Genomic DNA, 14,162 nt, shown 5'->3' on the forward strand with positions numbered 1-14,162 from the left:
CTGGAAAGAGGGAACCATGGACCACTCCACCCACCAGCATCACCACACCGGACATGCTGCCCCTGGGGGCCGCGGGCCGAGCTGGCGCATGGCCGCCCAGGCCACCCTGCACTGCCTGACCGGATGCGCGATCGGCGAGGTTCTCGGGATGGTCATCGGCACCGCGACCGGGCTGCACGACGCCGCCACGGTGGCACTGTCCATCGCCCTCGCCTTCGTCTTCGGATACGCCCTCACCATGCGTGGCGTCCTGCGGGCGGGCCTGGCGGCGCGGCAGGCCCTGAAGGTGGCGCTCGCCGCCGACACCGTTTCCATCGCCGTGATGGAACTGATCGACAACACGGTCGTCGTCAGCATCCCCGGGGCCATGGACGCGGGCCTGAGCAGCGCCCTCTTCTGGGGCTCGCTGGCGTTCTCCCTCGCCCTCGCGTTCCTGGTCACCACGCCCCTCAACCGGTGGATGATCGGCCGCGGCAAGGGACACGCCGTCGTGCACGCCTACCACTGACCCGCGCCACGGCTCGGCGGCCTCAACGGGGTACAGCAGCCGCCTTGCCGCGGGCAGCGCCCTCCTCCGGTGCGACCGCCTTCGCGGGCCTGGGGACCAGCACCCGCTCTGCCAGCACTCCGAAGGCCAGCCCGAAGACGGTCCACAGGGTGACCTGGACGGCGAGGGCCGCCAGCCGGAACTGCCACAGCAAAGTGGCCGAGAAGTCCTTGGGGACCTCGTTGACAGCCGGCAGGAAGCCGTAGGCCAGGCCGACGGCAAGGAGGAAGAACGCCCCCGCGGCCAGCGTCGCGTTCCAGTTGCCCAGGCGCGGAGCCAGGCGCTTGCCCATGATCACCGCGGTGACGGACAGCAGCACGCTGAGGACCATCATCAGGAAGTACAGGGTGGTGCGCTTGCCGATGGTGTCGGGGTCGCCGACGGACGGCGGGTTGGCGGGGTACTTCAGGAACGGCACGACGTACACGGCGACCAGGCCGGCGGCCGCCAGGAGCAGCGCGCCGGCGCGCGGCCCGAAGCGGCCGATGCGGCCGAGTGCGAAGCAGTACGCGAGGGCGGCGATGCCGCCGAACGCGACCCCGTAGACGAGGACGCCGGTGGCCAGGCCGCCGGTGGACTGCATCGTGCGGCTGACGGCTTCCATGCCGTGCTCGTGCGAGTGCGCCTCTTCGTAGGCGATGGCCGAGTCGACGCGCGGCTCGCCCAGGAAATAGGCGACGACGAGGGCGAGCAGGCCCGCGGCGAGACCCGCGAGCATGCCACGCACCAGGAGGTTTCGGACCGTTGCCGAATTCAGGGGGCCCATGGGCTCGTACGCTTCTCCGCCGTCGTCAGTGGCAGGGGAAGCCGAGCAGGTGGCGGGCGTCGTGCACCCATTCGTGGACGTTCTCGCCGGACATCACCGAGGTGGCACCCTGCTCGGCGCCGACGAAGTAGAGCAGGACCAGCATCAGGATGCCGAAGAAGACCGCCCAGGGGGCGATCGTGCCGATCGGCAGCTTGGCGGGTACGGCGGTGGGGGTAGTGGTCGGCTGAGCGACGGACTGCGCCATGGCAGGACCTCCTGGGGAACTCGCGTCCCGTCTTGGTGGTGCACGTGACGACGGCGCGGGTCTGACTCACCCCGGCCCGCACCGCAGGGTGCGAACGGGGCTTACAGTGGCGCGACCGTGCCGGAATCTCACCGGCTTCCGTGGAACCGTCGTCGGTATCGCGCCGAACGTACCGCGAAGCAGAGGTTCGGCCAAGGGCGCACGGGCGGCGGGGTGCGCGCCGGGGAGCACGGGCCACGGCGCCAGATCCCGTGCATGACAAGGAAATCGGGTTCGGAGAGGGCACGGGGACGGGCGGATGACGAGCCGAGTGATGTTGGTCTCACCCGCGATCAGCGGGGCGTTGCGGGAAGCCCGTTTCGACGACGGTTGCCCGCTCGATGCGACCGGCGCCGCGCGTGCCCGGTCGGCCGCGGGCTCCCTTCCGGCTGCCGACCGCATGCTCGCCTCCCCCACGGTGCGGTGCCGGGAGACGGCGTCCGCGCTGGGCCTGGACGCCACCGCGGTGGCGGCGCTGGCCGGGCTCGACGTGGGCCGCTGGCGCGGCCGGACGCTGGCCGAGCTCGGCGCCGACGAGCCGCAGGCGGTCGCGGAGTGGCTGGCGGACCCGGCCGCCGCCCCGCACGGCGGGGAGTCGGTGCACCGGCTCTGCGCGCGCGTCGGGGTCTGGCTGGAAGAGGCCGCGCGGCTGCCGGGCCGGACGCTCGCCGTCGTGGAGCCGGAGGTCGTCCGAGCCGCGACGGTGCGCGTGCTCGGAGCGCCCGAGTCCGCCTTCTGGCGGATCGACGTGGCACCGCTGGTCGCCACCGAGTTCAGCGGACGTGCCGGACGCTGGAACGTGCGGCTGGGGAGCGCACTCGGCCCTGCCGAACGCTCCCCCGGCTGAGGCCCGGACGAAACGGGAGCCCGGTCGGCTCCCGCCGACGCCGAGGGCGGCGGGCAGCACCGGCACCAGCGTGGCGGCGCCGAGGAGGCCGTGGGCACGCGTTCGAGGTGATCCGGTGAAGAAAAGAATCCGGAGTGCTTTCGAATTTCTGGCCGACGTCCACGTCACCAGGGGCGGCAAGCGGCTGGCCGTGTCCCGGCCGGAACCCCACGACCAGCAGCCGTCCGCCCCGGTCGCAGTACACGGTGCGTCTCGCGCGGTGCCGCGGGCGCGGCTCCTGCGGGAGGTGATGCTGCATCAGGGTGACGACGGTGTCGAAGGACGTGTCGGGCACGTCGAGGACTGCGGCGCCGTGTGCGACAGCCGGCGAGCGGTGCCGGCCGCCGTCCGCTCTCCGAGCCAGGCGAGGAAAGCAAGGGTGAAGACACCCTCGACAAGCAAGGAGAGGGCCCCGTACGGCGGCTCCCAGCCGGCCTCGTAGTACCCGTCCGGCAGGCCGGTCGTACGCGAGAGCAGGAAACCGGCGAGCATGCCGAGGCTGACGAGCGCTCCGGCCAGCCACGCGGCCAGAGGACGCTTCATGACGACCAGTCCCGCCGCCACCCCCAGCATGACGGCACTGCCCACGGCGAAGAGGACGCCTATGTAGAACTTCTCCTCGAGGTGATCGGAGACAAGGAGTCCGTGCAGCACCACGTTGCCGATGGCGCAACAGACTCCCAGTCCTCGCAAGGTGGTTTCTGCGGCATGCGCGGAGTTCATCGTGACTCCAGTTGGTCACGGACATGGATGGGGCGACCCCGCGGAAGCGCCGGCACTACGGGCGGAAGTCGGGCCCGGCCTCATCGCCCGCAGGTGGTTCCCGGGTCCGAGGTGCCTCCAGCCCTGTCGTCGCCGCGCAGTTCGACACAGCACGAGTCGGGCTGAGGGGCGAGCACCGCGGTGGTCCTGTCGCTTCCCAGGCCCCGCAGGTAGCCGGCCAGGAAAGCCTGATTGACGCTGCAGACCAGCTCCGGGGCCTGTGCCGCCAGTGGATGGAAGGGGCAGTTGCGCAACCGCAGCAGGGTGGGCGCGGCGCGCTCCGGTTCGAACCCGAACTCCTCGAGCGTTTCGGCGGCGAGACTCAGTGCCCGTTCGACGCCGAGCCGCCCGGGGCGTACCCGTTCGCGTTCGGTGCCGCCCAGGGCTTCCCCGCGCTGGAACGCCACGCGGAGCGCGGCGTCGCGGGCCGATTCGCCTTCCGTCTCGGTCAGCACGGCCTCGGTGAGGACGTCGGCCAGCATGCCGTAGCGACGCTCGGGGATGTTCACCGCGATGGCGTCGGCCACCGGCTCGTAGACCTTGGGCCTGCGGCCGACCTTGCGGATGCCCGCGGGGGAGCCGTAGTGGGCCTGGAGCAGACCGGCTGCCACCAGTTTGTCCAGATGGAAGGCCGCCAGCTTGCGAGAGATCCCGAGGCTGTCGGCCACCTCTTCACGCGTCACCGGTCGTCGCTCGCGTCGTATGAACTCGAACATGCGACGACGCTGCTCGTCGCCGAGGACGGCCAGAGCCGTCAGCGAGGCGTGATCCAGTCCCACCGCGTCAGTATATCGACCATGAGTTTGGGTGAAACCCGTCAATGGCGCCGTTGTCCAGGAGGGATTACCTCACCCATTCAATACGGAGAACCACGCCTGACGGATTGCCGGGCTCCATGGCCGGATTGTATCGATCGGATAACTAGGGTCGCATCCCTGGGTGTGATGCGCGTAGACAGTGCGGGACCTGGTGCAACAACCACCACATCAGACCCGGAGATTCCATGCGGAAGTCCCTCAGAGCGGCCGCCGTGGTCGCCGCCTGTGCCCTCGCCGGCGGTGCCCTGTACGGCGCCGGCGCGGCCACCGCCGGTCAGTCCACGGCGAACTCCACCCACGAGCCCTACAACATCGGGCAACTGGTGAAGGACATCGACACCTACTACGGCACGACGGCCGACAGCAACGGCGTGTACCAGGCGTCCCCGGACAGCCCCTACGCCAAGGACCTGGCGCGCATCGACGCCGCGGCGAGGAAGCACGTCGACCAGGCGGCCCGCAAGGCGCACCACCGGGGCGAGAAGCCCGCGGTCGTCTTCGACATCGACGACACGCTGCTGCTCAGCCTCGACTACGAGAAGCGCTACAACTACACGTACAACTCGACCACTTGGGCCGACTACGTGAACAAGGCGGACCGGCCGGCCGTCTTCGGCAGCCCCGAGCTGGTCCAGTACGCCGAGTCCAAGGGCGTCGAGGTCTTCTACAACTCGGGCCTGAGCGAGGCGCAGCGTTCCGCCGCCGTCGAGAACCTGAAGAAGATCGGCGCCGATGTGAACCTCGATGCCGACCACATGTTCCTCAAGGACAAGACGAACCCGCCGTCCTACCTCAGCTCCTGCGCTACCCCGGGCACCTGGAACTGCACCACCGTCCAGTACAAGTCCGGCACCCGCAAGCACATCGAGGACGACCTCGGGTACGAGATCGTCGCCAACTTCGGCGACCAGTACTCGGACCTGGACGGTGGCTACGCCGACCGGACGTACAAGCTCCCGAACCCGACGTACTTCGTCAGCTAGTCGCGGCGGCCCGTACGGGCCTGATCGACTCCAGCGTCGGTACGACCGGCTCGATCGTCCCGTTGGCCGCGAACCACGGGCGGTCGATCGTCGTCTCCCGGTGCGTGCCGTCACCGCCCGCCTTGCCGTCGAACACGGCTCACTGCCCGCGACGACCTTCCTCACCACGGGCTGGCAAGGAAGAACGCCCCGCCGGTCGTCACCGGCGGGGCGTTCTCGTGGCCGGCAGAGGGGGGCTCCAGCCGGCCGTGCTGGCCGAGGGGGGCTCAGGCCAGCAGATCGGGGCAGTTCTGTCACGCACTGGAAGGGACGTCGAAAACGAACGCATGGTTGTTTCTGTGGTGAGGCCCGTTGGCGAAGGCGTCCGTCCGGGGCGCTGCGTCGGTGCCAGGTTCCGTCTGTCCCTGTTCCTGGTCGCCGTCGGTGCCGCAAGGGTTGCCGCGTCTTCGAATGATCGTGTAGCCGTCGTCCTTCGCGTCCCGGCCGCCGCGCTCGTGGTGGTGGCACCTGATTCCGTAACACGGAGAAAACCTGAAGCGGGTTCAACGGGGGAACAATCCAGCCGGCATCCGCAGACCGATCATCAGGCAACAAGGAGCACACGATGTCCCAGACACAGAAGGTGGCCGACCGGCCGGGCGCCGCGCCACCCGCGGCGAACAGCGTCGACCGCTATTTCCGGATCTCCGAACGCGGATCGACCCTCGGCCGGGAGATACGCGGCGGCTTCGCCACCTTCTTCACCATGGCCTACATCCTTGTCCTGAATCCGATCATCCTCGGCAGCGCCAAGGACAAGTTCGGGCACACGCTCGACACCGGTCAACTGGTCACCGCCACCGCCCTCGTGGCCTGTGTGATGACGATCATCATGGGCGTCGGCGGCAACCTGCCCCTCGCCATCGCCGCCGGACTCGGCCTCAACGCCGTCGTCGCCTTCCAGCTCGCCCCGCTGATGAGCTGGGCCGACGCCATGGGCCTCGTCGTCCTCGAAGGCACACTGATCTGCGTCCTGGTCCTCACCGGACTCCGGGAAGCGATCATGAACGCCATCCCGCAGCAGATGAAGCAGGCCATCGGCGTCGGCATCGGCCTGTTCATCGCCTTCATCGGCTTCGTCGACGCCGGGTTCGTCAGCCGTATCCCCGACGCGGCGAACACCACCGTGCCCGTGCAACTGGGCGCCGCCGGCCGGCTCACCGGCTGGCCGGTCCTGGTGTTCTGTCTCGGCGTGCTGCTCACCATCGCGCTGGTCGCCCGCAAGGTGAAGGGCGCGATCCTGATCAGCATCGTCACCATGACCGTCGTCGCGATCGTCATCAACGCCGTCGCCGACATCAAGAGCTGGGGCCTGACCACCCCGAGGGTCCCCGACAAGATCGTGGCCGCCCCGGACTTCGGACTCGTCGGTCACTTCAGCCTGTTCGGCGGCTTCGCCGAGGCCGGGGTCCTCACCGCCGTCCTGCTGGTCTTCACCCTGATCCTGTCGGACTTCTTCGACGCCATGGGCACCATCGTCGGCATCAGCGCGGAGGCCGGGCTGCTCGACGAGAAGGGCCAGGTGCCCGGCATCGGCCGCGTCCTGTTCATCGACGGCGCCGCCGCCGTCGCCGGCGGCATCGGCTCCGCCTCCTCCAACACCGCCTACATCGAGTCCGCGGCCGGCGTCGGCGAGGGCGCCCGCACCGGCTTCGCCAACCTCATCACCGGCGGCCTCTTCGGCCTGGCGCTCTTCCTCACCCCGCTGCTCACCATCGTCCCGCTCCAGGCCGCCGCGCCCGCGCTGATCGCGGTCGGCTTCCTGATGATGACCCACGTCAAGCACATCGACTGGGACAGGTACGAGATCGCCATCCCGGCCTTCCTCACCATCGCCGCGATGCCGTTCACGTACTCCATCACCGACGGCATCGGCGCCGGCTTCCTGGCGTACGTCGTCATCAAGGCCGTCCTCGGCAAGGCCAAGGAGGTCAACTGGCTGCTGTGGGGTGTCTCGGCGCTGTTCCTGGTGTACTTCGCGATCGATCCCGTGGAGCAGATCCTCGGCGTGAAGTGAGCCGTGAGGTGCGATGAGGGGCGGCTCGGGAGAGCCGCCCCCGTGTGTTTCGGCTAGTTCGTCAGCGCGGCCTTCATCATCGCCTTGGCCACCGGCGCGGCCAGTCCGTTACCGCTGACCTCCGACCGCGCCGCGTCCGACTGCTCCACCATGACCGCCACGGCGACCTCCTTGCCGGTCGATTCGGACTTGCCGTACGAGGTGAACCAGGCGTACGGCGTCTTGCTGTTGTTCTCGCCGTGCTGGGCGGTACCGGTCTTGCCGCCCACGGTCACGCCGGAGATTTTCGCGTTCGTACCGGTGCCGTGCTCGACGACCGTCCGCATCGCCGACTGCAACTGCTCGGCGGTCGAGGAACTGACGATCTCCTTGCCGTCCGTGCTGTCGTCGTAGTCCTTCAGCACATCGCCGCCGCCGTCGGTGATCCGCGACACCATGTGCGGTGAGACCAGCTTGCCGCCGTTGGCTATGGCGGCCGACACCATGGCCATCTGCAGCGGGGTGGCGGTGACGTCGAACTGGCCGATGCCCGTCAGGGCCGTGGACGACTTGTCCATGTCCGACGGGTACACGCTCGCCCACGCCCGCACCGGCACGTCGAGCTTGTCGTCGTTGAAGCCGAACTTCTCGGCCATCGCCTTCACCTTGTCCTGGCCGAGGTCGACGGCCATCTTCGCGAAGACGTTGTTGCAGGAGTACTGCAGGGCGACGCGTATGGACGCGTTCTCGCAGGGCGCGGCGGTGTTCTCGTTCTCCAGGACCCTGGTGGTGCCCGGCAGTTTGTACGGGTCCGGGCTCACGGTGTCCTCGTCCACGTTCTCGTACAGGCCGTCCTCCAGCGCGGCCGCCGCCACGACCAGCTTGAACGTCGAGCCCGGTGGCAGCGGCTGGCGCAGCGCCCGGTTGGTGAGCGGCTTGCCGGGGTCGGCGTTGAGCTTCTTCCAGGCGGTGCCCGCGGTGCCGGCGTCGGTGAGCGACGACGGGTCGTACGACGGGGTGGACACCACCGCGAGGATCTTGCCGGTCTTCGGGTCGATCGCGACGGCGCCGCCCTTGCTGTCGCCGAGCGCGTCGTACGCCGCCTTCTGCACGTCCGGGTCGATCGTCGTGACCACGTCCCCCGGGTCGGCGCGCTTGCCGGTGACGGTGTCCATGACCGTCTTGAGCCGGGTGTCCGTGCCGTTGAGCAGGTCCTGGTAGACGCCCTCGAGCTGGGTCGGCGCATACGCCTGCGAGGCGTAGCCCGTCACCGCCGCGTACAGCTTGCCGTCCTTGTACGTGCGCTTGTACGCGAGGTCACTGCCCTTCGTGCGCGCCGAGCCGGTGATCGACTCGCCGGCCACGACGATGTTCCCGAGCGGCTCCGCGTACGTCTCGATCGCGTTGCGCCGGTTGTCCTTGTCGTCCGCGAGGGCCTTGCCGTCGTAGAACTGCACCCACGTCGCCCTGACCAGCAGGGTGAGCACGAGCAGCAGCGCGAAGACGGACGCCCGCCTGATCGTCTTGTTCATCCCGCACAGAAGACGAGCGGGACGGCGGCGATCGTTCCCGTTCGCCCGCTTTTCTCATCGCGGCTTCATGAAGCCGGCCTCGTACGCGGCGATCACCGCCTGGGTCCGGTCCCGGGTGCCGGTCTTCGCCAGGACCGCCGCGACGTGCGTCTTCACCGTGGCGGGGCCGACCTCCATGCGGTGGGCGATCTCTGCGTTGGTGAGCCCGGCCGCCATCCACCGCAGCACCTCGCGCTCGCGTCCCGTGAGCCGGCTCACCCAGGCCGGGGGCGCCGGCCTCACGCGCGCGTGCTCGGCGGCCAGCGCCCGCACGGCCGACGGGAACAGCAGGCTGTCGGTACGGGCCACCAGCCGGACCGCCTGGACCAGCGCGTCGGCGTCGGCCCGCTTCAGCAGGAACCCCGAGGCGCCGGCGCGCAGGGCGTCGTACACGTAGGAGTCGTTCTCGAACGTGGTGACCACGACGATCCGGGGCGGCGGGTCGAGCGTGGCCAGGATCTGCTCCGTGGCCCGGATGCCGTCGGTGCGAGGCATGCGGACGTCCATGAGCACGACGTCGGGCCGCAGCTCGCGGACCACCGACACGGCCTCGGCCCCGGTCGCCGCCTCGCCGACCACCTCCACGTCCGGCTCGGCGGAGAGGATGGCGCGCAGGGCGGTGCGGACCATGCGCTCGTCGTCGGCGAGGACGACACGGATCGGCGGGTGGGTCATGCGGGTCCTCTCATGCGGGTCCTTTCAACGGCAGTCGTACACGCAGTCGCCACGTTCCCCCGGCGGCACCGGCCTGCGACGTGCCGCCCAGCAGACGCACCCGGTCCGCGATCCCGCGCAGGCCGTGGCCGCCGCCGGGGCGCTCGGCGGGCGCCTCGCCGAGCGGGTTCTCCAGGGTGATCTCCAGATGCTCGTCGGCGGTCTCGATCCGCAGGGTGACCCGCTCGCCGGCGTGCTTCAGGGCGTTGCTCAGCCCCTCCTGCACGATCCGGTACGCCTCGCGGGAGACGAGCGCGGGCAGCGCGGCCGGGTCGGTGGCCACGGCCGCCGTCACGCGCTGCCCGCCCGCCCGGGTGCGCCTGAGGAGCCCGTCGAGGTCGTCCGCGAGGGTCGGCGCGGGTGCCGTGCCGGGCGCGTCGCCGTCCCGCAACACGCCGAGCACCGCGTCGAGTTCGCCGACCGTGCGCCGGGTGGTGTCCTCGATGGCGGCGAGCGCCTCGCGGACGAACTCCGGGTCGCTGTCGAGCACCCGGCGGGCCGCGCTCGCCTGGAGGGTGACGGCGCTCAGGGCGTGGCCGACCGAGTCGTGCAGCTCGCGGGCGAGCCGGTTGCGTACAGCGAGGTCGGCGGCGCGGGACTCGGCGGCGGCGAGCCGGTCCTCCGGCGTGGGGCCGAGCAGGGCGGGCGCCCAGCGGGCCAGCAGGGCGCCGGATCCGGCGGCGCAGGCGGCGAGGGCGAGGAGCGTGGCGAGGCCCGCGATCGGCGTGAGTGCCAACGCCCAGGTGTGATCGAGGACTTCGGGCAGCCCGAGCCGTGCGTCGCGCAGCCAGGAGACCAGGGGCAGCGCGATCAGTACGGCCGCGAACGGCGGTACGGCCAGCGACATCCCGGAGATGATCCCGCCGAACCCCAGGTGCAGCGTGAACCAGGCCGCCGTACGCGCCCGGGCGGCCCGCGTCCGGGCCGGGCCGTGGGCGAGGGCGTCGGGGCCGAGGCCGCACAGGGCGCGTGCGGCGGCCGACTCCAGCGGCCGGGTGAGCGGGAAGAGGGAGGTGACGCAGGCGAGCGGCAATCCGACGGCGAACGAGCCGAGTTGCAGGGGCAGCGAAGTGAAGACGTCGTCCACGCCGGCGAGTGGCCCGATGACCACGGAGCCGACGAGAACGTACGGCATGGCGAGCGCGCCGCCCAGGATCAGATGGATCCAGCGGCGCCGCGCCCGCCTGCCGAACAGGAACCGGAGGGTCTCGGTCACACCGGCCGCCGTGGAGCCCGGAGGGACCGCTCGGCGAGGAAGTGCGTGACGACGCTCGCCACGAGCAGGCCGACGATCATCTGGCCAGCGTAGGTGAGGGTCATCACCTGTGTGGGCCGGTCGGCGGAGTCGTGGACCACGAGCAGGGAGGCCAGTGTCATCCAGCCGCCCCAGCAGGCCACCGCGCCGGAGCCGACCCAGGCCAGGGCGAGCGGCACGGTGACCGGCAGGGGGCGGCCCCGGCGGAAGGCGAGCTGCCAGGCACCGGTGACGGCGGCGGCGAGGAAGACGACGTACAGCGCCTCCACGGCGCGCGGCCCGGCACTCGGGTCCGCCACTCGGCCCGCGTTCAGCCCGGCGGTGCCCCCGCAGGCCCACAGCAGCCGCGGTACGGCCGGGAGCAGCGCGAACACCGCCGCCGCCACGGCCGTCGTCCGCTGCGCGGCCCCCGCGCTCCCGACGGGCAGCTCCCACACCCGCCCCCGCCACAGGTGCCCCCACCGCTCGCGGGCGTAGCGCGCGAACAGCACCCCGAGGGCGAGGCCCTGCACGATGAACCCGCCGTACACCACCGCGAACACCCAGCCGTCGAGGAACGGCTCGTCCTCACCGCCCCCGCCCCCGCCGTCGACCGCCCGCACCAGCAGCTGGAGCGGAAACCCGGCCATGATCGGCGCGAGCAGTCCCGTGGCGACCCACATCGGCACCGCGAGCAGCCAGGCCGGGACGCGCATCCCCCAGGGGCGCGTCAGCAGCAGGGCCAGCACGACGACCGTCCCGTCCATCAGCACGGTGACGCCGTTGGCGACCACCATGGTCGCCCGGTGCTCCAGCAGGGGGCTGCCGTCCGGGATCCCCACGCGACTCCCGGCGATCCAGGCGGCCTTGAGCCCGAGATACGGCATGCAGGCGGCGACGGCGACGAGGCGCGGCAACCGGTGGCGGCGGTCGGGGACGCGAAGGGCGCGGGTGGGAGCCAGTGGCTGTGTCATGCGTCCACGCTCCCGCACGGACGGCGCACGGCACCTCCTGCCCGCCGACGATCCGTCTCCGCCGGACGGGGGAGGCGCTGCCCTCCTCAGAGTCTGCGCGTCGCCAGCGTCAGCCGGTCCCGGGCGTCGAACAGGGCGTCCTTGATCATCTGCTCGTGGGCGGGGGTCAGCCGGGCCACCGGCACCGAGCAGCTGATCGCGTCGCGGGCGGGGGTGCGGTACGGGATCGCCACGCCGAAGCAGCGCAGCCCCAGCGTGTTCTCCTCGCGGTCGACGGCGAAGCCCTGCTCCCGCACCTGGTGCAGCTCCTCGATGAGCTTCTCCCGGTCGGTGGTCGTGTGCTCGGTCAGCGCGGGCAGCGTCTCCGGGAGCAGCTTGCGGACCTGCTCGTCGGTGTGGGTGGCGAGCAGCGCCTTGCCGAGGGAGGTGGAGTGGGCCGGCAGGCGGCGGCCGACCCGGGTGAAGGGGCGCAGGTAGTGCTGGGACTGGCGGGTGGCCAGGTACACCACGTTGGTGCCGTCCAGGCGGGCCAGGTGGATGGTCTCCGTGGTGTCGTCGGAGAGCCGGTCCAGCGTCGGCCGGGCCGCCGCCACCACCTCGTCGCCGTCGATGTACGAGGTGCCGACGAGCAGCGCCCGCACCCCGATGCCGTACCGCGTGCCCGTCGCGTCCGTCTCCACCCAGCCCAGTTCCACCAGCGTGCGCAGCAGCATGTACAGGCTGGACTTGGGATAGCCGACGGCCTCCTGGACCGCCGCGAGGGAGTGCATACCGGGGCGTCCGGCGAAGTACTCGAGCAGCTCAACCGTCCGCACCGCGGACTTGACCTGCGCTCCGCCCCCCGTCTCGCCTGCCGACATCGCCCTTGACCCCTTCGTTCGACGAGAACCGGAGATATAGTCTCCGACAGCAGATTCATCATCAGAGACAGCGTTCAGTATATCGAACGACCCTGGTGGATGACCCCGTCCTGCGGCATCACATGTGGAGGAACCCGCGTGGCAGCAGCACCAGTCTGGAGTGTCGACCCGCGCACCGGGAAGCAGCGTGAACAGGTTGCGGTGGAAGCCACAGCGGACGAGGTCGACGACGCAGTCACGGCAGCGCACGCCGCGCGCGGCGCCCTCGCGGACCGCACGGTCCGCTCGGCGTTCCTGCGCTCCGCCGCGGCCGGTCTGGAAGCGGCCGAGCACGGGCTGGTGGAGACCGCCGACGCGGAGACCGCGCTCGGCCCGGTCCGGCTGACCGGCGAACTCGCCCGCACCTGCTACCAGCTGCGGGCCTTCGCGGACATCGTCGACGAGGGCGCCTTCCTCGACGTCATCATCAACCACCCCGACGACACCGCGACGCCGCCGGTCCCGGACCTGCGCCGCTACAGGGTGCCCCTGGGGGTCGTCGCCGTGTACTCGGCGTCCAACTTCCCCTTCGCCTTCTCGGTCGGCGGCGGCGACACCGCGAGCGCGCTGGCCGCCGGCTGCCCTGTGGTCGTCAAGGCCCACCCCGACCATCCGGCCCTGTCCGAGCTGGTCGCCCACGTGCTGCGCCGGGCCGCCGCCGAGCACGGCATCCCCGAGGGCGTGCTCGGCCTGGTCCACGGCTTCGAGGCGGGCATCGAGCTGATCAAGCACCCGCAGGTCGCCGCCGCCGGCTTCACCGGGTCGATCCGGGGCGGGCGTGCCCTCTTCGACGCGGCCGCCGCGCGACCGGTGCCGATCCCCTTCCACGGTGAGCTGGGCTCGCTCAACCCCGTCGTCGTCACCGAGGCCGCCGCCGCCGAGCGCGCGGAGGCCATCGGCGCCGGGCTCGCCGGGTCGATGACCCTGGGCGTCGGGCAGTTCTGCGTGAAGCCCGGCCTGGTGCTGGTGCCGTCCGGCGTGGCGGGCGACGGCCTGGTCAAGTCCCTCACGGACGCGGTCAGCGACACCGACGCGGGCGTCCTGCTCGACCACCGCATGCGGGACAACTTCCTCTCCGGCGTCGCCGAACGCGCCGGACTCCCCGGCGTGGAGTCCCCGGTGACCCCGGGCGCGGGCGGCGAGCACACGGTCAGCGCGGGTTTCTTCACGGTGCCGGCGAGCAAGCTGGCCGAGGAGGGGGCGTACGACCTGCTCCTGGAGGAGTGCTTCGGGCCGGTCACGGTGGTGGTCCGCTACGACGACGAGGGCGAGGCCTCGGCCGTCCTGTCCCGGCTGCCCGGCAACCTCACCGCGACGGTTCACCTGTCGGCCGAGGAGGCCGCGGGTGAGGGCCGGGGTGCGGAGATCCTGGAGGAGCTGACGTCGCTGGCGGGGCGGGTGCTCGTGAACGGCTGGCCGACGGGTGTGGCGGTCGCGCCCGCCCAGCACCACGGCGGGCCGTACCCGGCCACGACGTCCCCCTCGACGTCCGTCGGCGGTACGGCCATCGAGCGGTGGCTGCGGCCGGTCGCGTTCCAGAACGCGCCCGAGGCGCTGTTGCCGGCGGAGCTTCGGGACGACAATCCGCTCGGGCTTCCGCGCCGGTTCAACGGCGTTCTCGAGCGGTAGCGCCGGCGACGGACGTGCCCGAGGGGGACTTCCAGCTGATCGCGTGGGTCACCGTCGG

At 71.2% G+C, this 14,162-nt stretch carries 15 protein-coding genes and 1 riboswitch; of the genes, 5 read left to right on the plus strand and 10 right to left on the minus strand.

What is annotated here, in order from left to right; genetic code table 11:
* Nucleotides 1–16 precede the first annotated feature (16 nt).
* Nucleotides 17–508 (plus strand): DUF4396 domain-containing protein, encoded by a 492-nt coding sequence (locus ACIBBH_RS02905; RefSeq protein WP_399401247.1) that lies wholly within the window; start codon nucleotides 17–19, stop codon nucleotides 506–508.
* 22 nt (nucleotides 509–530) lie between these two features.
* On the opposite strand, the gene ACIBBH_RS02910 is transcribed toward ACIBBH_RS02905, so the two are convergent.
* Entirely contained in the window at nucleotides 531–1,304 is a 774-nt protein-coding gene (locus ACIBBH_RS02910; RefSeq protein WP_399401487.1) for a CbtA family protein, read from the minus strand.
* Nucleotides 1,305–1,338: 34 nt separating this feature from the next.
* A complete protein-coding gene (locus ACIBBH_RS02915; protein WP_399401248.1) occupies nucleotides 1,339–1,560 on the minus strand; it encodes a CbtB-domain containing protein in 222 nt (73 codons plus the stop codon).
* Between the two features lie 36 nt (nucleotides 1,561–1,596).
* A riboswitch (cobalamin riboswitch) is annotated at nucleotides 1,597–1,741 on the minus strand.
* Nucleotides 1,742–1,858: 117 nt separating this feature from the next.
* Here ACIBBH_RS02915 and ACIBBH_RS02920 point away from each other — a divergent pair.
* Entirely contained in the window at nucleotides 1,859–2,446 is a 588-nt protein-coding gene (locus tag ACIBBH_RS02920; RefSeq protein WP_399401250.1) for a histidine phosphatase family protein, read from the plus strand.
* Between the two features lie 297 nt (nucleotides 2,447–2,743).
* Here ACIBBH_RS02920 and ACIBBH_RS02925 read toward each other — a convergent pair whose 3' ends face one another.
* Both ACIBBH_RS02925 and ACIBBH_RS02930 read right to left on the minus strand, forming a co-directional pair.
* Nucleotides 2,744–3,208, minus strand: a complete 465-nt coding sequence (locus tag ACIBBH_RS02925; protein ID WP_399401252.1) for a hypothetical protein — start codon at nucleotides 3,206–3,208, stop codon at nucleotides 2,744–2,746.
* Nucleotides 3,209–3,288: 80 nt separating this feature from the next.
* Nucleotides 3,289–4,026, minus strand: coding sequence for a helix-turn-helix transcriptional regulator (locus tag ACIBBH_RS02930; protein ID WP_399401254.1), 738 nt, complete (start codon nucleotides 4,024–4,026; stop codon nucleotides 3,289–3,291).
* A 224-nt stretch (nucleotides 4,027–4,250) separates the two neighbouring features.
* Between ACIBBH_RS02930 and ACIBBH_RS02935 the strand changes: the two genes are divergently transcribed.
* A complete protein-coding gene (locus ACIBBH_RS02935; RefSeq protein ID WP_399401256.1) occupies nucleotides 4,251–5,048 on the plus strand; it encodes an HAD family acid phosphatase in 798 nt (265 codons plus the stop codon).
* Here ACIBBH_RS02935 and ACIBBH_RS02940 read toward each other — a convergent pair.
* On the minus strand, nucleotides 5,041–5,184 hold the full coding sequence (locus ACIBBH_RS02940; RefSeq protein WP_399401495.1) for a hypothetical protein: 144 nt from the start codon (nucleotides 5,182–5,184) through the stop codon (nucleotides 5,041–5,043). The two genes, ACIBBH_RS02935 and ACIBBH_RS02940, sit on opposite strands and share 8 nt — an antisense overlap.
* A 468-nt stretch (nucleotides 5,185–5,652) precedes the next feature.
* Between ACIBBH_RS02940 and ACIBBH_RS02945 the strand changes: the two genes are divergently transcribed.
* On the plus strand, nucleotides 5,653–7,104 hold the full coding sequence (locus tag ACIBBH_RS02945; protein ID WP_399401258.1) for an NCS2 family permease: 1,452 nt from the start codon (nucleotides 5,653–5,655) through the stop codon (nucleotides 7,102–7,104).
* Nucleotides 7,105–7,157: 53 nt separating this feature from the next.
* Here the strand turns inward: ACIBBH_RS02945 and ACIBBH_RS02950 are convergent, their stop codons facing one another.
* From ACIBBH_RS02950 to ACIBBH_RS02970, 5 genes are all read right to left on the minus strand, one after another.
* On the minus strand, nucleotides 7,158–8,615 hold the full coding sequence (locus ACIBBH_RS02950) for a peptidoglycan D,D-transpeptidase FtsI family protein (protein WP_399401260.1): 1,458 nt from the start codon (nucleotides 8,613–8,615) through the stop codon (nucleotides 7,158–7,160).
* A gap of 54 nt (nucleotides 8,616–8,669) precedes the next feature.
* On the minus strand, nucleotides 8,670–9,329 hold the full coding sequence (locus tag ACIBBH_RS02955; RefSeq protein ID WP_399401262.1) for a response regulator: 660 nt from the start codon (nucleotides 9,327–9,329) through the stop codon (nucleotides 8,670–8,672).
* 10 nt (nucleotides 9,330–9,339) lie between these two features.
* Nucleotides 9,340–10,584, minus strand: coding sequence for a sensor histidine kinase (locus ACIBBH_RS02960; RefSeq protein WP_399401264.1), 1,245 nt, complete (start codon nucleotides 10,582–10,584; stop codon nucleotides 9,340–9,342).
* Entirely contained in the window at nucleotides 10,581–11,576 is a 996-nt protein-coding gene (locus tag ACIBBH_RS02965; protein ID WP_399401266.1) for a hypothetical protein, read from the minus strand. Before ACIBBH_RS02965 ends, ACIBBH_RS02960 begins: the two co-directional genes overlap by 4 nt.
* 86 nt (nucleotides 11,577–11,662) lie before the next feature.
* Nucleotides 11,663–12,436, minus strand: a complete 774-nt coding sequence (locus ACIBBH_RS02970) for an IclR family transcriptional regulator (RefSeq protein WP_399401268.1) — start codon at nucleotides 12,434–12,436, stop codon at nucleotides 11,663–11,665.
* 138 nt (nucleotides 12,437–12,574) lie between these two features.
* Here ACIBBH_RS02970 and ACIBBH_RS02975 point away from each other — a divergent pair, with 138 nt between their 5' ends.
* On the plus strand, nucleotides 12,575–14,104 hold the full coding sequence (locus ACIBBH_RS02975; protein ID WP_399401270.1) for an aldehyde dehydrogenase (NADP(+)): 1,530 nt from the start codon (nucleotides 12,575–12,577) through the stop codon (nucleotides 14,102–14,104).
* Nucleotides 14,105–14,162 lie beyond the last annotated feature (58 nt).

The organism is Streptomyces sp. NPDC051636 (assembly GCF_044453765.1).
Lineage (GTDB): Bacteria > Actinomycetota > Actinomycetes > Streptomycetales > Streptomycetaceae > Streptomyces.